General features: G+C 37.8%; 9 protein-coding genes. 4 read left to right on the top strand and 5 right to left on the bottom strand.

Features of this window, described 5'->3' with window-relative positions:
- Positions 1 to 263: 263 nt before the first annotated feature.
- The 3 genes from ACQ5J2_RS00515 to ACQ5J2_RS00505 all read left to right on the top strand — a co-directional run bounded on the left by ACQ5J2_RS00515 (position 264) and on the right by ACQ5J2_RS00505 (position 9,619).
- Positions 264 to 7,709: a T9SS type A sorting domain-containing protein gene (locus ACQ5J2_RS00515; protein ID WP_432671743.1), complete on the top strand. Its 7,446-nt coding sequence runs from the start codon at positions 264 to 266 to the stop codon at positions 7,707 to 7,709.
- Between the two features lie 919 nt (positions 7,710 to 8,628).
- Positions 8,629 to 9,039 (top strand): hypothetical protein, encoded by a 411-nt coding sequence (locus ACQ5J2_RS00510; RefSeq protein ID WP_432671742.1) that lies wholly within the window; start codon positions 8,629 to 8,631, stop codon positions 9,037 to 9,039.
- A gap of 67 nt (positions 9,040 to 9,106) precedes the next feature.
- On the top strand, positions 9,107 to 9,619 hold the full coding sequence (locus ACQ5J2_RS00505) for a hypothetical protein (protein WP_432671741.1): 513 nt from the start codon (positions 9,107 to 9,109) through the stop codon (positions 9,617 to 9,619).
- A gap of 193 nt (positions 9,620 to 9,812) precedes the next feature.
- On the opposite strand, the gene ACQ5J2_RS00500 is transcribed toward ACQ5J2_RS00505, so the two are convergent.
- From ACQ5J2_RS00500 to ACQ5J2_RS00480, 5 genes are all read right to left on the bottom strand, one after another.
- Positions 9,813 to 10,463 (bottom strand): SOS response-associated peptidase, encoded by a 651-nt coding sequence (locus ACQ5J2_RS00500; protein ID WP_432671740.1) that lies wholly within the window; start codon positions 10,461 to 10,463, stop codon positions 9,813 to 9,815.
- A 184-nt stretch (positions 10,464 to 10,647) separates the two neighbouring features.
- Positions 10,648 to 12,777: a catalase gene (locus ACQ5J2_RS00495; RefSeq protein WP_432671739.1), complete on the bottom strand. Its 2,130-nt coding sequence runs from the start codon at positions 12,775 to 12,777 to the stop codon at positions 10,648 to 10,650.
- A 439-nt stretch (positions 12,778 to 13,216) separates the two neighbouring features.
- Positions 13,217 to 17,968: a PAS domain S-box protein gene (locus ACQ5J2_RS00490; RefSeq protein ID WP_432671738.1), complete on the bottom strand. Its 4,752-nt coding sequence runs from the start codon at positions 17,966 to 17,968 to the stop codon at positions 13,217 to 13,219.
- A 10-nt stretch (positions 17,969 to 17,978) separates the two neighbouring features.
- A complete protein-coding gene (locus ACQ5J2_RS00485; RefSeq protein WP_432671737.1) occupies positions 17,979 to 18,416 on the bottom strand; it encodes a response regulator in 438 nt (145 codons plus the stop codon).
- A 334-nt stretch (positions 18,417 to 18,750) separates the two neighbouring features.
- Entirely contained in the window at positions 18,751 to 19,293 is a 543-nt protein-coding gene (locus ACQ5J2_RS00480) for a hypothetical protein (RefSeq protein ID WP_432671736.1), read from the bottom strand.
- Between the two features lie 382 nt (positions 19,294 to 19,675).
- On the opposite strand from ACQ5J2_RS00480, the gene ACQ5J2_RS00475 reads away from it, so the two are divergent.
- Positions 19,676 to 20,116 (top strand): hypothetical protein, encoded by a 441-nt coding sequence (locus ACQ5J2_RS00475; RefSeq protein WP_432671735.1) that lies wholly within the window; start codon positions 19,676 to 19,678, stop codon positions 20,114 to 20,116.
- Position 20,117: the final 1 nt, after the last annotated feature.

The following is a 20,117-nucleotide window of genomic DNA, read 5'->3' as shown; positions in this document are numbered from 1 at the left end:
AGAGATTTCATAGTTTTTGGGTGTTCTATTTTCTATTTTGTTAAATATCAGCTAAATTACAGCTCTGTTTTTTCTACAAAATCATTTAATAATGTTATAAATTTTGCTAAATCTTTAAATAAAAAATATTTGATTGAACTGTAATCGCTTTTTCTTTTCTTTATTCGCAATTATTATAATGTGCGTTTTAATTTGTGATTGCAATTTAACTGCGAAAAGTAATTTTAGTTAATTTAGTTGCCTAATTTTTAACAAAACTATTTATGAACAAATTTTACTCTGGCTATTTAAATCGCTTAGATTTATTTGGCAAAACAGATTTGTGCTCCAATTCTCCAAACCGTTGGCGAATAAGTGGCACAGGTAATTTGGTTTTTGCACTACTACTGTTCGGTATGCTTTTAAGTACTGGATTTAGTTTTGCACAATCCATTTCCAATTATGCATTTACTTCTGGTACTACAGGAAGTTTGAAAGATCTTTCTGCTGAAGGTACTAGTTACCTAATTGGTGTTAATGATGATGCGGCAGGAACCGTACAGCCTTTAGGCTTTGATTTCATATTTATGGGTATGAAATACACACATTTTAGTGCCAACTCAAATGGACAGATGATGTTGCACACCTCTTCGACTGCTACAGCGATAGGTACAAACGTTTCTACCGCTTTAAATGCTGCTATCTTAGCTCCGTTTACAGGAGATAATGAAGTAGGAAACGGTATGAGGTTTAAAGTTATTGGAACCGCACCTAATCGTACTTTTGTTCTAGAATGGAATCAATTCTACGTAAACTACCAGAATCTTAGTAATGCGGGTAATATGCAAGCTTGGTTAGAAGAAACTACAGGTAAAATCACCTATATGTATGGTGAAATTTATAATTCTGCTGTTTCAACACAATCACGATCCATCTCTTTGGCTTCAAGTAATACCGCTACAACTGTAGGTTCAGTAACTATTGGAGCAGTTCCTGTATTTACTACAGGAACTACGTTAACAGTAAATACTATTGCTATTGGAACAAATCCAATCGGATCACCTTTGATCGCTAATATAGGTTCATCATCTAATGGTAATCGCGTTTTTTACACATTTACTGCTACAACTACTCTAAGTGGAGATGTAACCTCTTTGACCTTTAGTGATATAAGCGGTATCGGAACCACTTTAAATTGGACGGATAACGCTACTAATGAAGTTGGGTTTTTCGTTACACGTGCAACGGATGCGGCTTTTACACAAAATGTTTCAACATCTTTCGTAGCTTCTACAACAACTGTCGGAACAGGAACATCTTATACTTCAGCTCAAACCAGTTTAAGCGCTGGAACTTCTTATTATTATAAAGTTGTTGCAGTGGTAGAGGCTAGAGCTTCAATTGGTATTACTGGAAGTCAAGCAACATTAAATGGGGCTAACTATTATTGGACAGGTGCTACAGGTGGCGCTTGGAACACTTATAGCAATTGGAATACTTCAGCAGATGGTTCAGGTACTGTACCAACAGCTTGGGCAACCTCGGATGTGCATATTATTGATGGCGCAGGTAGTGCTTCTGGTGGTGAATTAACGATCTCTGTGGACAGAACAAATTTTACAGTAGGACAAATAAAAATTATAAGCAATACCAATCTTACTTTAGAATCAAGTGCTACCACAACCAGAACAATTACAGTTTCCGGTGGTCCAAATGATGATTTTGTACTTGAAACGGGAAGTGCTTTAAATTTAAATTCTGCAACTAAAGCTATCGCACTTGCCTTTACAGGAGTTGGAAATACCGGACTTATAGCAGGTGCTTATACGGCAAGTGGTTCTACCTCTAACCTTATCACTTCAAGTGGAGGGACAGGGACTTTAGTTAAAGTTACAAGTACAGGTTCAGTTACAAGTACATTAAACTCAAGTTCAGCTGCTTTAGTAGGAAGTATCACAACTTTGTTATTTGAAAATGGGAGTAACTACACCCATTCTAATTCTACAACTACAAATTATATTCCAACTGCAACGTGGCAGGCAAATGCTACCGCTACTTTAAATGGAAATACGACTGGAACGAGTTTGACCTCTAATTCTACCAGTTTAGGTAATTTAGTTATTAATATGACTGCATCAACTGCAACATTTAGTCCATTTACTTCCAATGTAAGAACAATTTTAGGGAATCTTACAATAAACAGCACTGGAACAACAGGTAAATTCAGAGCTATTACTTCTGGAGTATTAACAATTAAAGGAAACTTAGCTATTAATGCAGGTACTTTTGAAGTAGGAAGTTTGGGTACAGGTGGTGTAATAGTTGAAGGGAACACTAGCGTTGCTAACGGAGCTATTTTAGATATTAGTCAGTCGACACTACAAAACGGAGGAAATATGATTAACAATGGTTCTGTTTTAAGTTCAGAAACTACAACATCTACTTCGAAAATTAATTTCATTGGAACTACGGTTCCTCAGACGTTTTCTGGAAATGGAACTTTTACAGGAAGAATTTCTAGTTTTGGGGTTTCTAATCCAATGGGTTTGACACTTTCAACTCCAGTTCTTACTCAGAGAGTGAATTTGTTTTCAGGAACTATTACGGGTTCTTCAAACATTACTATTGGAAATGGTCTGGCGTTATCAGCTGCGGTACAAATTGGTGTAGCTGATAATACTACATCAGGAGGTGTTTTTGATGTAGCTCCTGCTTTTAATATAGGAACTGGTGCTTTTACACTTATCTATTCTGGTGAAACAACTCCTCGAACTACTGGTTTTGAGGTTCCTCCAACAAGAAGCGTAACTAATTTATCAGTAGATAATGTGAATGGGTTAACCTTAGCGGGTGGAACTATTGAAGTTTCAGGCACATTAGCATTGACTAATGGAATTGTTAATTCAAGTGCAGCGAATCATATATTACATGGATCTGCTTCGGCAGAAGGAATTTTGACAGGTGGGTCTTCCGCTTCTTATATTAATGGTCCAATTGTGAGAACGGTTGCCGATGCTAATACAGGATTCGTTTTGTTTCCAGTTGGAAAATCAACGTATTCACCTGTTTCTTTGTCACCTGCTACAACCTCGGTAGCTGCTTTTAAAGCAGAAGCATTTGGGGTTAATACAGGAACAGCCAATCCAGCAATTATCAACTTATCAGCAAATAGAAGATGGGAAACTAGTTTGGTTTCAGGAACATTTACCACTACTAAAGTGCTTTTAGGAGATGCATTAATTGGAAGTACAAACATTCCCGTTCAGGGCGCTTCAGCTTCCGGAATTTATACAAGTTCTTATGGAAGTACAGCTTCATTTATAGCAGGAACTCCAAATACAATCGAATCGGTTAATGCGGTTAATTCATCTGATTTTACAGGGTTCTTCTCTTTCGCACAAGCAAATGTTTGTAACGGAACACCTAATCCTGGAAACACACTATCTTCTGTAGCTACCATCTGCTTAGGTGAAAGTGTAAATTTAAGTTTGCAAAATGATACTCCAGGTTCAGGAGTTACTTATCAGTGGAAAAGTTCTACAGATAATGTAACGTATTCGAACATTGTAGGAGCTATAAGTTCTACACTTACAGTTGTTCCTACTGCTGCAACTTATTATTTAGCTGAGGTAACATGTACAGCAAGTAGTTCAACAACTGCTTCTACAGCGGTTCAAATTGCTTTTACAAATACGGTTACAAATATTACTGCAGCAGCTCGTTGCGGTGAAGGTACCGTTACTTTAGGGGCAACTCCAAGTGCAGGATCTTCCATTAGCTGGTATGCAAATGCTACCGGTGGAACTCCATTAGCGTCTGGTTCAACATTTACAACACCTGTAATTTCTGAAACTACTACTTATTATGCAAGTGCCAATACAGGCGGGACGGTTAACGCTCAGGTAGGTACTGCAGCAACAATCGGCATTAACAACTCTTTGTCGCCTTTCAATAATTATTGGTCAAATGCTAAATACCAGATAATTTATACCGCAAGTGAGTTGAATAGTTTAGGTGTCGTTGCCGGAACTATAAATTCTATGGGTTATACTACAACCACATTAGGGTCTGCAGGTACTAACTCCAATTATACGGTAAAAATTGCTACTACAAATTTAACTTCATTTGCAACCTCTGCATTTGTAACGGGAGCTTTTACTACTTGTTATGGTCCTTCTACTTATACACATACAGCAGCAGGATTACAAACAATTACTTTTGATACTCCTTTTATTTGGGACGGAAACTCTAATATTATTGTTGAAGTGTCAATGTCAGGTGCCAATGCATCTGCTAGTGCTAATACGCTTTACACCGAAACAGCAGACAATACAGTAGTGTATAGTTATAATGCCAACACAACAATTAGTTTGTCAAAATTGAGATTCAATACCCTTTTTGGAACAGAAGCTATTTGTTCTTCGCCAAGAAAGGCTATCACTGCAACTGTAGCTTCGGCACCTGCCTTAACACTTAGTGCTGCTACAACTAATACTTGTTCTGGAATTGAATCAAGTTCAATTACGCTTACATCAAATGCTGCAAATTATGACACTTATGTTTGGACGCCTGCAACAGGAGTTTCAGGAAACAGTACAATAGGTTGGACTTTTGCACCTGCAGAGAATACTACCTATACATTAGCTGCTTCGCAGGCTTCTGGAGCTATGTGTGCTGCATCAGCTAGTTTGGACGTAATGGTGTCGCCTGTACCTTCTCAATTGGTTATAACTCCACTACCAGACGCGGTATGTTTGAATACTGTGCAAAGTTTAGGAATTACAGGAGGAAGCTTATCTAACCTTGTTATTTTAAATGAGAATTTTAATAATCCTACTAATAACTGGACGACTATTAATAATTCTACTGGAGGTACTATTACTGCAGCAGCTTGGACTTTAAGAAATAGTCCGTTTTCTGCTGGATTTCAGGATATATCATCAAATGATGCCTCGCAGTTTTTTCTAACGGATAGTGATGCACAAGGAAGTGGCGGAACTACGGAGACTTATTTAGTATCACCAAGTTTTTCTACTTTAAATTATACCGAAGCAAGTTTAAACTTTTACCATTATTTTAGAAGTTACCTAACCTCTTTTGGTAAAGCACAATACAGTTTGGACGGGACGGTTTGGACTGATTTAACTTCCTATAGTACAACCACAGGAACTCAAACTGCATTTGTATTGGGTACGGTTGCTTTACCAGCGGCTGCGATGAATCAAGCGAATGTAAAAGTTCGTTTTTACTTTAGTGGTTCTTATGCTTATTTTTGGGCTATAGATAATGTTACGATTAAAGGTACACAAGCCACCGATATCACATGGTCACCAATTGCGAACTTGTATACCGATGCAGCAGCTACAGTGGCTTATGTAGATGGTGCGTCTGCCTCAACAGTTTATTACAAGTCTACTGTTGCTGGAACCACTAATTATACTGCTGTTGTTACCTCTCAAGCAGGTTGTACATCTAGTGCGACCGTTGCTTTGAACGCTGTTGATTGTGCGATCACTTATGCCAATTTACAATATCCAGGAAATACAACTGTTGAAACTTGTACTTCTCCTACTTATTATGCACAAGTGTATAAGGTAGGCGTTACGGAAGCTGCAGGACAAGGCGCTGGTATTCAGGCTTGGATTGGTAAAAACGCAGCGAATACTGACCCTGCAACATGGGCTGAATCTAGCTGGCAATTGGCTACTTTCAATGTTCAATTGGGAAATAATGATGAGTATCAAGTTACTTTTGCCCCTTCTGCTGCTGGAACTTATTACATAGCAAGTAGATTTCAATATGCTCCAGGCGCTTTTGTTTATGGAGGTTATACGGCTTCAGGTGGTGGAATTTGGGATGCTATCAACAACGTTAGTTCGGTGTTAACCGTTCAAGCTGTTGCTGCTCCAGCTGCTGCTTCACAAACGTTTTGTGCTTCTGGAACTGTTGCTGATTTAGTAGCTACAGGAATGGGTACTATTAACTGGTATGCTGCTTCAACAGGCGGAACTGCTTTAGAAGCTACATCTGCATTGGCTACAGGAGACTATTATGTTTCTCAAACTGTTGCTGGATGCGAAAGTGCTAGAACTATGGTTGCTGTAACGGTTTCTGTTACTGCTGTACCAACTGCTTCTGCACAAACGTTCTGTACTTCTGGAACTGTTGCTGAATTAGTAGCAACTGGAACAGGAATTATTCAATGGTATGCTGGTCCAACGGGTGGAACTGCTTTAGCGGGTACAACTGATTTGACTTCTGGAAACTATTACGTTTCTCAAACTATTGCTGGATGCGAAAGTGTACGAACTATGGTTGCTGTAACGATTTCAATTACTGCTGCACCAACTGCTGCCGCACAGTCGTTCTGTACTTCTGGAACTGTTGCTAATTTAGTGGCAACTGGAACAGGAACTATTCAATGGTATGCTGGTTTAACGGGTGGAACTGCTTTAGCGGGAACAACGGCTTTGGCTTCTGGGAACTATTATGTTTCTCAAACTATCGCTGGATGTGAAAGTGCACGAACTATGGTGGCTGTTACGGTTAATGTTACTGCTGCACCAACTGCTTCTGCACAATCTTTTTGTAATGGTTTATCTACTGCAACAGTTGCTAATTTAGTAGCAACTGGAACAGGAACTATTCAATGGTATGCTGCTTCAACAGGTGGAACTGCTTTAATGGGAACAACTGCTTTGGCTTCTGGAAACTATTATGTTTCTCAAACTATTGCTGGATGTGAAAGTGCACGAACTATGGTTGCTGTAACGGTTAATGTTACTGCTGCACCAACTGCTACGGCACAAACGTTCTGTGCTGGCGCCACAATTGCTGATTTAATGGCAACTGGAACAGGTTTACAGTGGTACAACTTTGGATTTGGAGGAGATGCATTAGCAAGTTCAACTGTTTTAGCTTCTGGAGACTATTATGTTTCTCAAACAATTGCTGGTTGTGAAAGTGCTAGAACAATGGTCGCTGTAATGGTAGATAATAATTTACCTGTATTTACAGCTCAACCATTTGGCACAACTGTTTGCGTAGGAGAAGTAATAAACTTGAGCGTCTCTGCTATAGGTACAAACTTGACGTACCAATGGTTTAAAGGTACAGCCGTGATTAGTGGGGCAACTACCTCAACTTATGCCATTTTCAATGCCTCATCATCAGATGCCGGCAACTATACTATTACTGTAACTGGATCATGTGGTATTCCTGTAACTTCAGCTGTTGCAACAGTATCAGTAAATGTAACTGCTGCACCAACAGGGGTTGCTACACAAGATTTCACTACGGGTCAAACATTAGCTAATTTTGTAGTTGATGGTCAAAACATTATTTGGTACAGTGATGCTACCGGTACAACTGTATTGCCTTCTACAACGGTATTGGTTTCAGGAGTTACTTATTATGCTTCACAAACACTTAATGGATGTGAAAGTACAAGTCGTTTGGCTGTTACTGCGGGAGTAGATTTGAAAACACCTGCGTTTGAAGTTAGTAACTTACGTTACTATCCTAACCCCGTTATTGACGTCTTAACGGTTTCATATTCTGAAACTATAGAAGGTGTTCAAATGTACAATATGCTAGGTCAAATGGTTTATAGTAGAGCTACTAATGCTACGCTACTAACTATTGATATGGCAAGTATGGCTACGGGAACTTACCTAATGCAAGTAACTGTTAACGGAATAACTAAGAATGTAAAAGTGATTAAGAAATAAGTGATTTCTTTATTTGTTTTAGAACCCGATTGTCGAAAGATAATCGGGTTTTTTTGTGGGAATTGGGAAGGAGAATTTGGTGAGGAGGAATAGAGCAAAGTACGATTGGAATTTGTGATTGAGGGAGGATTTAATGATTTAGGAATTGGGAATTTGGAATTGGGATTTCGAGGATTCTTTTTTTAAAGCAAATGAACGGTTCTTATCTAGAGATGCTTCCTTGATCAACATGGCAAAGGAGGGTTGGGATTTATTTCTGCAGTTCATTTTGTCTAATTAGTTTTGCTATAATTTTATTATCTTTGTCTGATTTTACTTCTTAAGTCACTACTTTCTTATTATTTTCCCTTTTACTTTTTTCTGCCTAAATTGAATAATTTAGAAAATATTCCTGCGTTTTGCCTTTTTTGCCGAATACTGGTTTCATACACTATCTATACTTCATCTATACTTGAAGTAGGGCTTTGCCATACTGTTGCTATTTAGATTATTTTTCGGTTTGGATTCGGGGTTGTTTTTTAGGTTTAAAGTTTAAACTTGTTAGAGGTTTTTGGTCTTATTGGATTTTTCTAACAAATAATTCATGTGCAATTATGTCGTTGCGAGGTACGAAGCAATCCTATTTACGAGCGCTACATAGGTGATTTTAGTGGTTATAAAGTATGGAATAGGGCACAAGGAGGGAACGGATTTCACAGATTTGTGCGGATGTAAAATGGAGTTGGGATAAGATGTTCGTGCAGAGTTACTAAGCCGCAAAGGTTTTACAATAAATGAAAATTATGGGTAAGGATTTTTGAGATTTAAATTCTATATTTGGAAGTTATTGTTGCGTCCCTTGTATCTGCCTTTTTGGGTTTTGCAGCTGCTAGGAATTGAGCAATTAATTGGCTTATGGCCCAATCAAAAACCAAGATTGATGAAAAAACACATTGTAGTATTTGCATTCCTTTCCATTTGTAATAGTGTGATCGGTCAAACAATGGAGAAGGAGGATTTGTATGGCATCTGGCAGGTTGAAAAAAATTTGACAGAGACCACAGATCCTAATTTTAAAGAACTCATTGAAGGTTTTCTAGTCTCCACTTTTAGATTTGAGGAGAATGGAACTTTTGAGATGAATTCGCCAAATAAAAGTAAGTTATTTTTGATGACGCTGGAAATGATTAAAAACAAGAAATGGAAATTTGACCACTATCGACAGTTAATTAAAATTGGAAGTGAAAAAGATTCTTTCTCAATTATGGGAATATTTGTAAAAGAAAAGAGCGGTAAAATAATTTTTCAAGTTAGTGAAAGTAATCTTGAATTTGAAATGGTTAAAATATAAACGCAATTATTCCCGGATACACCCGTTTGCTGTACCCTTATAAACGCTAGTGGTAAAAAAGGCTAAAATGAAATTAAAGGATGATTCTAAGTTTGCTATAGCAGCCACGTCACTGATTGTAGGCATTGTATTATCTGCTGAAATAACATCATTCCTAATTTTTAAGCAATCGGAATATGATTATTTTTCGCCCACTCTTGGATTAGTTTCTTGGTTTTGTATTTACATGGCTTCACAAGATTGCATCAATAAGAAGTCTTTTAAGGAAATAACTTTAATTGGCATACTGATCGTAATTATATGTTTTTTTAAGCAATCACTAACTCAATTTAATTATTTTACATTGGCTATTTCGGCCGTTTCTTTATTGTTTGCGGCCTATTTCAGGTTGATTTTATTCTTGTTTTATAACAACTATGCCAGACAAAAACCAGTAGTTATGTTTTTTTCAAGAAGTAGTGTGGATTACGAAGGCAAAGACAAGGGTTACAAGCCAACGGTAAAAGATAAAATTTTCTCGGTACTTCTGATTTTTGGGTTTATTTATTTATGTGTGGGTGTATTGGCTTGTATGAAATAGCGTATAGAAAAAAGATCGGAAAAATGTGGGATGTAGGGTGTGTTTTAGGTTTAAAGTTTAAATTTGTTGGAGGTTGTTGGTCTTATTGGGTTTTTGTATACAATTATGTACTATGATGTCATTCCGAGGTACGAAGCGCTATTATTTTGCTTATTGCATTTGATTGTAGAGGTGTAAAGCCCTGTATGAAAATTTAAAATAAGCTGTTTTGAAATCCAGCAGGAGGACTTTCTTTCTTAGCAGTTAAGCTTACGGAATAGGGAAATGCATATTGTTCAATTGGTGTGTTGGAAAGCCATTTAAGTTCGTCTTCTGCACGTAGGATTATGGGCATTCTTTTTTTAATGTTGTGTATTTCTGCCATTAGTGGGTTGGCTTCTGTGGTAACAATGGTGTAGGTGTTTCTAATTTCGCCCGTATTTATATCGGTCCATTTTGAAAATAGCCCTGCGAAAGTAAATAGATTTTGGTCATTAATACCTATTTCGTATTTGATTTTATTTTTTCCTTTGCTGTCTTGCCACTGCCATTCGTAAAATCCATTAGCGATTACTAAGCATCTATTGCTTATGGCATCACGAAAAGAGGGTTTTTCTTCTAAAGTTTCTATTTTGGCGTTTAGTGTCATTGCTTTTATTTTATCCTCTTTCGCCCAAGTAGGAATTAGGCCCCAGTTGTAATGTTCGATTATATCCGGATTTTCATTTGTAATAATGGGAGTTTTAGGAAAATCAAAACCATTAATGTGGGTTTGTGGTTGGAACAGATGAGGTTCGCGGATTTTAGCGTTGAATCGTCTCTCGATTTGTTTGGCTAGTTTGGACTGAATGGTGTGAAAACACATTGCTTATCTTTTTAATTAAGACCATTTTATTGAGGTAAATGGTTTTTTTATTTTACTCTATTTCATTTTCAAAATTACGCATTTTGAATACCTACTTGTCCGACTAATGGCTTGCTTTATAAAACACAAATTTATAAAAAGGATTACAATTGGAGTTGTAATCCTTTTTTTTAAATGATGTTCCTTACACTAGTTTTTCTCGTTGCCAAAAACGGTGCGTACCTAGTTTTTTAATGAAGTCCTTACTCAAATTGGCGCTATCCGTTAGGACTCCCATATCTGTATTGGGTTTAGCGTCCGTATTTTTAAGGACTTCTTTGGCTCTATTGTCCGCTGCAATGAATTTACAGTGCTTGAAAGAATCGTTAATGAATTCTCTTACTTCCGGCATTTGAGCGAGGTCTTTACTGTTTTTTCCGTCTGGTATAAATGTGCCATCGAAGAGTACTGATGCGGCAATAAGATAGCTTTGGTCTACGGTTAAATTTTTACCTTTTTCTGTTTTAATAGTTCCTAAATGTGGTGCAATAATTTTCACAGTCGCCCCCGCTGTTTCCAATGCATTCCTCATATTTTCGACTGATTCATCGTTTACGCCCTCGTTACAAAGGAAGGCAATCTGACGGGTTGCAATAGTGTTGGAAAGCGTTGGGTTTTTGATCATGCTAAGCGCATCTGAGCTTTTCACCTTTTGGTTTTTTTGTATTGGCTCTTGGCTTTCATCTGCATCTGCACCGACGCCTTTATTCATTGGTTTTTCAGGTTGCGGTACCTCTAAACCTAATCCCTCGGCTACTTTAGTAGCCAATTTATTGTCTATTTGTGCCAATAGCCCTAAGGTTCGTAAGCGAATGGCCACCGTTTCGACTTTACCTAATTCAAAGCGAAGAGCTTTTATGATGTGGTTTTGTTCGGTAGGGGTTTGACTGTCGAAGAATAACCGCGCTTGACTGAAATGGTCGGCAAAGCTGGTACTTCTTTCTCTTACTTTTCGTGCTTCGATGCGTTCGTCGTAACTGGTAAAACCACCGTCGGCTATCTTTGATTGAAAAGGACATCCACCGCCTAATGAATTAGGGAAATACGCTACTTTACCCGTGTTGATTTCTTGTCGCATGCTGGCATCCCTTTGGTTATTGTGCACGGGGGCAATCGAACGGTTAATAGGAATTTCATGAAAATTAGGGCTTCCTAATCTTGATAGTTGCGTATCTGTATAAGAAAACAACCTGCCTTGTAGTAATGGGTCATTGGTAAAATCAATTCCAGGTACAATATGGCCGGGATGAAATGCAATTTGTTCTGTTTCTGCAAAAAAGTTATCTGGATTTCTATTGAGTACTATTTTTCCTATTGGTGTAACCGGTACTACTTCTTCAGGTACTAATTTTGTGGGGTCTAGTAAATCAAAATCAAATTTATGTTCGTCGGCTTCGGGAATTATTTGAACGCCTAGTTCCCATTCTGGAAAATTGCCTTGGTCGATGGCTTCCCACAAATCCAATTTGTGAAAATCGGAGTTTTTTCCTGAAATTTTCTGTGCTTCATCCCAAAGTACGGCATGGGTTCCTAATTTAGGTTTCCAATGAAATTTGACGAAGTGGGATTCGTTTTTGTCGTTAATGAATCGAAAGGTATGCACGCCAAAACCTTCCATCATTCGCAAGCTTCTAGGAATGGCGCGGTCGCTCATAGCCCACATAATCATGTGCATGGATTCGGGCATCAGAGAGATAAAATCCCAGAAAGTATCGTGAGCGGAAGCGGCTTGAGGGATTTCGTTGTGCGGTTCGCCTTTTACGGCGTGTATTAAGTCGGGAAATTTCATGGCATCTTGAATGAAAAATACGGGCATGTTGTTTCCCACTAAGTCATAAATCCCCTCTTGTGTATAAAATTTAAGCGCAAAACCTCTTACGTCTCTTGGTAAATCTGTAGACCCTCTAGAACCCGCTACTGTTGAAATTCTTGCAAAAATAGGGGTGTTGACCGTTGTGTCATTAAGGAACTTGGCTTTAGTATATTTGTTTAGCGGTTTATAGAGTTTAAAATAACCGTGTGCTCCTGAACCTCTTGCATGGACCACCCGTTCTGGAATTCTTTCGTGGTCAAAATGGGTAATTTTTTCTCTTAGAATGAAATCTTCCAGTAATGCCGAACCTCTATCGCCTGCTTTAAGAGAATTGTTATCGTCGTTTATTTTCAATCCTTGATCCGTAGTCATGGCTCGGTTGTCGCTGTAGCTTCTGTTTTTTTCTAAGTCTTGCTGTTTTGCATCTGAAAGCTCTTTTATTGGAGTGGGTTTTTCTTTCATATTACTATTTTTTAATTAATTAAGGTGGTGTTTATTAGTTGATGGTATTGGTCTATCAAAATTAAAACATCTACCGTATTGGCTTTTATAGGATTAACATCAAATGTTATGGAATTTTGAGTGCTTATTTCGAATTAAGAAGTGCCGCTGGAGTGGAACGAATTTTGGAATTTAGAATTTAAATTATAGGGGTATTAGTGTGTACAATTTGATGGAATTTTTGTTGGTAAGACTTTTGGGAAGTTGGAGGTGGGACTTTAATGTGATCCTTCTCTTTGCTTACATTACTTTGTTTATTATCGTGCGTTCGATACTCTTTTCGTTTAGCGTAAAGTTTGGAAAGAGGTGTACTGTTACAGTCCACTTTTAGGGATCAGCATGGACTGTTCTTCGCAATCAGTACTATACGATTATTGTTTTAAAAAAAGGTTTCAGCCGGTTATGCTGGAATATAAATATCAAAAAGGGCCCCTTGATTTAGTACACCTGATGCAGCAATGAAACCATTGTGGTTGTCAATGATTTTCTTAACGATGGCAAGGCCTATACCTGTTCCAGCAAATTGTTCTTTGGCATGCAAACGCTGAAAAACCTCAAATATTTTCTCATTATATTCTTGTGAAAATCCTATGCCATTGTCCTTGATAGAAATATGACAATACTTTTTATCTGGCGCTAACATTTTGTTTTCAAAATCGGAGCCATTACCCATTTCAGCATTCACAATTATGATTGGAGGTGTGTTTTCTCTTGTGAATTTCAACGAGTTGCTGATCAAATTAAAAATCAATTGTCTGAACTGTAAGGTAATTATGTTCAGTTCACACGAATGAAGTACCTGTAGTGTAGCCTTTTTTTGAATGATTTCCTCGCTTAAATCTTCGCTTACTTCTGCAATAATTGCGTCAAGTGTTGTTTTTTCTAAAATTCGTTCTTGAAAGCTGGAGCGTGAATAAACCAATAAATCTTGAATTAAAGTCTGCATTCGATTCGCTGCGTTTTGTATTCTCTCAAATTTCTCGAGCCCATTTTTAGATAAATGAGCCGCCTCTTTAGATTTGATTTGAGAGGCAAATATCTGAATTTTACGCAAAGGTTCTTGCAAATCATGGCTTGATATATAGGCAAAGGATTGTAATTCCTTGTTCATTTTTTCAAGAGCGCTGTTTTTCTGATTGATTTCGCTTGTTCGTTCCGTCACTTGCTTTTCAAGTTCGTAGGTAAACATTTTTTGGTCTTGAACATCCGTACTGGTTCCTACCCACATCATAATTTTGCCGTTTTCATCTCTTTGAGGAACTGCTCGACTCAACTGCCAACGGTAAGTACCGTCTTTTCTTCTAAAACGGTGTTCGTATAAAAAGTCTTTTCCTGTAGCAACAGAATCCACCCAAAGCCTTACGTTTTCATCACAATCATCGGGATGTACAATTTGCATCCATCCTGCTTTTTGAAGTGCAGCTAAAGTCAAGCCTGAATAGGAAAAAACAAATTGGTTAAAGTAGAAAATGTTACCTTGAGGATCTGCGGTCCAGATGTGTTGTGGAATGGAATCGGCTAATAATCGAAACTTGGCTTCGCTTTCCATCAAAACTTGTTGGAATTTCTTTTCGTCGTTGATATCCCTAGAGGTTCCAATTATTTTAAAAGGTTCATTTTTGTCATTGAAATATACTTTTCCCTGCGTTCTGATCCATATAACACTTCCGTCTACTTTTATAATTCGGGCTTCATAACTGTAAATTCCTTTTTCTCTGGCTATTTTTCGGGCTTGCGCTACAATTTCGAAGTCCTCTGGGTAGACTTGACTACTGATTTTTTTATGGCAAAGTGCTGTTGATTTTTCATATCCAAATAGCTCAGCAAGACTAGGCGAGTGGATGATGGTTTGATTTACTAAATCTAAATCCCAAGTGGCGATTCCTGTAGCTTCTGTGGCCAATCGCAAACGCTCTTCTGTGTTTTCTACTTTTTTACGAGCGGTTACTTTGTCCGTAACATCGCTTACCGTAATCATAATACCGCTAATTAATCCATCGGTTTCAAATAAAGGCGCATATTCAAAATCAAGGTAAAACTCTTTTGTACCGTCTTCACCCGCTATTAAGGCTAACGACTCTTTTTCGCTATGGGTGGTACCCGACTTGTAAACGGAGTTTAAAAGCTCGGCATACTTTTGTTCTTTCAATTCTGGAAAGACATCTAGTATCGGTCGTCCAATTACGTCCTCTTGTTTCTTTCTCCAAATGTCTTGATACATGGCTTTATTGGCTGATTCAATGACATAATCGTTTCCTCTTAAAATGGTCATCGGAATGGGCGATTGCATTACCATATTGCGAAAATGGGCTTCACTTTGTTGTAATAAATGTTTCGCTTTCACCGTGTTTGTTACTTCTGTAGCCACGACCATTATTCCGGAAATTTCTCCATTTTCTTCCACTAAGGGATGGAAAACAAGATTGAAGTAATTAAGCGCTACTCTTCCGTGTCGCTTTAAATTAGCGGGAAGTTCATTGGAGTAGAAGGGTTGACCTGTTTTTAGGACATCATTAAAAAGCGGTTCGACCAACTCTTTCACTTCTGGTAATGCTTCGAAAAGGGGGATTCCAATAAGCGTTTCTTCCGTTTTATCGACTAAAGCTAAATAGTTATTGTTTGCAATTTCAGTTATAAAATCAGGCCCTCGGAAAATGGCAATGCCTAAAGGTGCTTGATAGACCGAGTCGCGGAACCGTTTTTCACTTTCTTCCACTTTTTGTTGTGCTTGGTGCAAGGCGGTTACTTCAGCTGCTGTATTCATTACGCCGTAAATTTTGCCAGTAGCATCCAATAGAGGTGTGAAGCTATAGTTGAAGTAATGTGCTTTTAAAACCGAATTGTGTTCCAAATCCACCCTTTGGTTTATGGCATGAAAAGGTTTGCCTGTGCGAAAAACATCTTCAATTTGCTTAAAAATCTTTTGTTCTTTTAATTCCGGTAAAATATCTGTATAGCGTTTACCCACTACTTCATTTCCTTTGCCCCAAGCATCCATAATGGATTGATTGGCCAAAGTAATTTCCATCTCTTTGCCTTTGTAAACGCCAATAGGAAAAGGAGCACTTTCAACTAATGCACGAATGTTTTCTTCGCTTTCTTCGGCTTTTTGTCGGGCATACACCTGCTGGCTGACGTCAAAACCGATGGCCATAATCCCTGTAATTTTGTTATCCGCATCATACAAAGGTTCATAAGAAAAATTGATATAAACGATTTCAGGAATGTCATTTTTAATAAATTCTATGGCAAGTTCATTGGTCGAAAAACGTATGCCCGTAGCTACAACTTCGTCTAATAATTCTTTTATACCTTGCGTTTTTAGCTCAGGCATCGATTCAAAAATGGATTTATGAAGTACTTCTTCTTTGGTTCGACCCCAAAGAGCTAACGTATTTTTGTTTACGATTTCAACCACATAATCAGCACCCCGAAAAATAGAAATAGCAATTGGAGCCTGTAAAATCATGAGTTTTAATTTCTCTTCACTTTCAGCAATTTTATTTCTAGCGCTAACTTGTTGTGTGTGATCAATTACCCAAACGGCTACCTTTACCACTCTTCCTTCCTCATTTTTTAAAGGAGCATAGACAAAAGTGATGAAGAGGGGTTCTAATTTTCCATGTCTGATTAAGAAAACTTCTACTTCATTGAGATGAAAAGGATTTCCAGTTTCAATGACTTTTTGAAGCTCTTTCTCATAAATAATCTTGGCTTGTGCAAAAGTATCCCAGTAATACTTCCCGTACACTTCGTCATATTTTTTGCCGACAATTTCAATAAAACGGTCGTTTACGTTTTCTGTAATTAAGGTTTCAGCATTTATAACACAAATGCCAATCGGAGCTTCCAAAACCATATTTTTGGTAATCTCCTCATTCAATGCGGTACGTCTTCGGGCGTTTGTTTGGGCTGTTACATCTTCTAAAGTACCGTTAAATCGGTAGGCAACTTTATCATTAGTAAACCAAGCCTTTCCTTTGGCGTGCAAACAAATTTCTTTTTTCGTAAGCGGATTAGTAATGCTGTATTCAATATCATATCGACCACCAGAGTTGAATTCCAAGACGGTTTGTATGGCATTTGTTACTTTTAATTTATCACGTTCCACGATGATGTCTAGGGCATTCGATAAATCAATTTCTTCGTTTTCGGATAGACCAAACCAATTTCTCAACCTGTGATTTGCTGAAAATTTATTGGTAAAAGGACTGTAATCAAAAGTGCCTAATTGAGCCGCTTCAATTGCAAATTCTAATTCTATTTTGCTTTCGGACAAGGCCTCTTCTGTTTCTTTTTGGATGGTCATGTCTGTATTGGTACCAAACCATCCTATAATTTGCCCTTTCTCATTTTTTACGGGTAAAGCACGGGATAGAAATGATTTATATTGGCCATTAGCCCCTAATAATGGATAGATGAGTTCAAAAGAAGTTCCAGAATTCAAGGCCGCTTTCCATTCTTTTAGTACTATAGAAAGATAATCAGGGTGAATTACTTGTTGCCAATCCCATCCCATAACTTTATCAGGAGTTGTTCCGGTATATTCATACCATTTTTGATTGTACCAATAAAGAGCTCCTTCTTTCGTGGTCATCCATGCAAGATTCGGAATGTTATCCGCTAAGGTTTTGAAGCGTTCCTCACTGGCTTTTAGTTGGTCGTCTACTTTCTTTTTACTAGTAGTTTCAATTACGGTCACTAAAACACCACCTACTTCACCATTTTCTAATTGGATCGGACTATAAGCAAAGTCAAAATAACATTCTTCTACATACCCATTTCTGTTCAGTGGAAGCATAAAATCGGGAAAACCGACAGGTTCACCGTTCATAACGCCATCAAACATCGATTCGATGATGTGCCAAATTTCAGAAAATGTTGCTCTGGCACTTGTTCCTAATGCTTCCGGATGTTTTGTGCTGCCGAGTATGGGACGGTACCCGTCATTATAAATTTGTGTGTATTCTTTTCCCCATGCAATATACATTCCAAAAGGATTGTTCAGCATCACGGATACCATAGTACGCAAGCTTTGAGGCCAATTTTCAGGACTACCTAGTGGGGTAGCACTCCAGTCTTTGGCACGAATCAGCGTGCCCATTTCGCCACCACCTTGCAAAAAATAAGTATTGTTACTCGGGATACTCACTAGTTAATAGTTAAGGTTGGATTATAAAATTACTGCGGTTGGGTTGTGTAAAATTAGGGGTGTCCACAAGACTGATTGCTTCATTAATTACTTTTTTCAAAGTATCGAATTCCCCTGGTTTTCTTATGTAATAACTTGCGCCATTTGCGTACAATGAGTCAATTACCTTGGTGTCAAAAGAGGTTGAGAAAATAATTACAGGCAACTGTTTTAAATTTTCAATTAATTTAATTTCTGATAAACATTCAAAACCTGATTTCAACGGCATATTTAAATCCAAAAAAAGAGCTTTAGGTAATTTCGACCTAGTTTGTGTCAAATACGCCATCAACTCTACACCATCATTAACAGTAGTTAGTATGGATTGTATAGGCAGCTCATCTAAAGCTTCTTGAAAAAAAAGACAGTCGTCACTATCATCATCGGCTAGCAAAAGGTTGTGCATCATTGTTTGCATTTTTACTGGTTAGGTGGTCCTTCTTTATGTTTAAATGTAAAGTACTGTGTTTTTTACTCGTTTTATAGATAAAAACCGTTTCAAAAATACAGAAAAAAATCATATCTTTTCTATGTACGTACATTATTAGATAATTTAGGTACTAACAAATTTTAACGCGCACGCTCTATTTTGAACTTCATTTAGACCTCATTTAAAAAATAGGAAGTGCCTTATGATTAGACTCCCCATGGTGATAAGGTTTTGTACCAGTAGCATTTTTGTTACCAAAAAAAAGCCGAATGAAAATAAATCATTCGGCTGCTTCGTGTTTACTTAAAGTAGATTAGCGGTAAATATCTTTTGCCTGATTGGTTCTCCAATTGTTTTCAAAATAGTCCGCATCTTCTTCATTTCTTGGGTGTACCCCTAAAACTACGTGACCGTCTTTGATACCGCTCTCGTACACTTTGGCTCTGTCTTCGGGAATTCCTGACCCTACAAGTGCGCCAATGATTCCGCCGGTAATTCCACCTGCTCCTGCACCTGCAAGTCCGGCTGCTAATGGACCTGCTACGATAATACCTAGTCCTGGAATTACTACGCTTGTACCTATGGCAGCAATTACGCCGACAATGGCCCCGATGGTTCCTCCAATAGCGGAACCTGTACCCGCAGTCTCCGCCGCTTTTGTACCTAAATCCGAGTGGTCGTTTTTATCAGAATAATACTTTTCTCTGGTATCATCTGACATTAATAAATTGATTTCGTCATTCGTATAGCCTCGCTCTGATAAGGAACTATAGGCTCTTTCTGTACTGTCCCGATCGGCAAACATTCCTGTAAGCATCGGTCTTTTTGTTCCATCTGGGTTGTGTGCACTTTCCATAATTGTGTTTTTTAAAATTATTAGTATTCCAAAATTAGCACTACTTCCCCTGAAATTATTTATACTATTTCATTTGATTGTTTCGTTTTTTAAATGACTGCTAGTCAGTTGCTAGTGTGTTTAATTATAACTTATTCGTCATAGAATGTAATAATCAGTACGCTATGGAATCGTATATTTATGTAGCCTTGCCTCGTGCACAAAAAAGTAGGTAATGTACTTTTCAAAAAGAGCAAATCCAACTTTATGCTGTTGCGTACGGCTTTGTGTTTCAAGATCTAAATAAAAAAAATGTATAATTTAAGAAGGGTACTTTGTAACTGTAGCATTCTTATCCTTTTATATTTCACTTGATTGTTTTAAAAATTAATGCTTTTAATCTATGGACTTAATTCATCGTTTACTTCTTTCTGCCTTTTTTGCCATGGTCACGATGACGGGGTTTAGTTATGCCGTCTCTAGCGCTTTTAGAAAACTGTATAAGGAACCTGTATTGCTTACTTATTTTTTGAAAGAACTGCACTTGACTGTTTCTAAACCGCTACAGCATCTCTTAGCATGGACACTCCACTATTTGATTGGATTGGGTTTTGTGATTGGCTATCATTTACTGTGGCAGTACCGTCTGCTTCCCCTCACTTGGGGAGTTGGGTTTCTTTTGGGAACGGTAAGTGGTATCGTTGGAATTATAGGATGGATTTTTATTTTTAGTTATACCAAACACGAACCTAAAATAGATTTCAAGGGGTATTATATCCAACTTTTACTGGCCCATATCATTTTCGGAGTAACGGCTTACGTCGCTTATGTTTACCTGTACTAAC

Origin of the sequence: Flavobacterium sp. SM2513, assembly GCF_050908145.1 — a bacterium.
Lineage (GTDB): Bacteria > Bacteroidota > Bacteroidia > Flavobacteriales > Flavobacteriaceae > Flavobacterium.
Note: the sequence above shows the minus strand (reverse complement) of the source record. Positions and strands in the feature narration are given on the sequence as shown.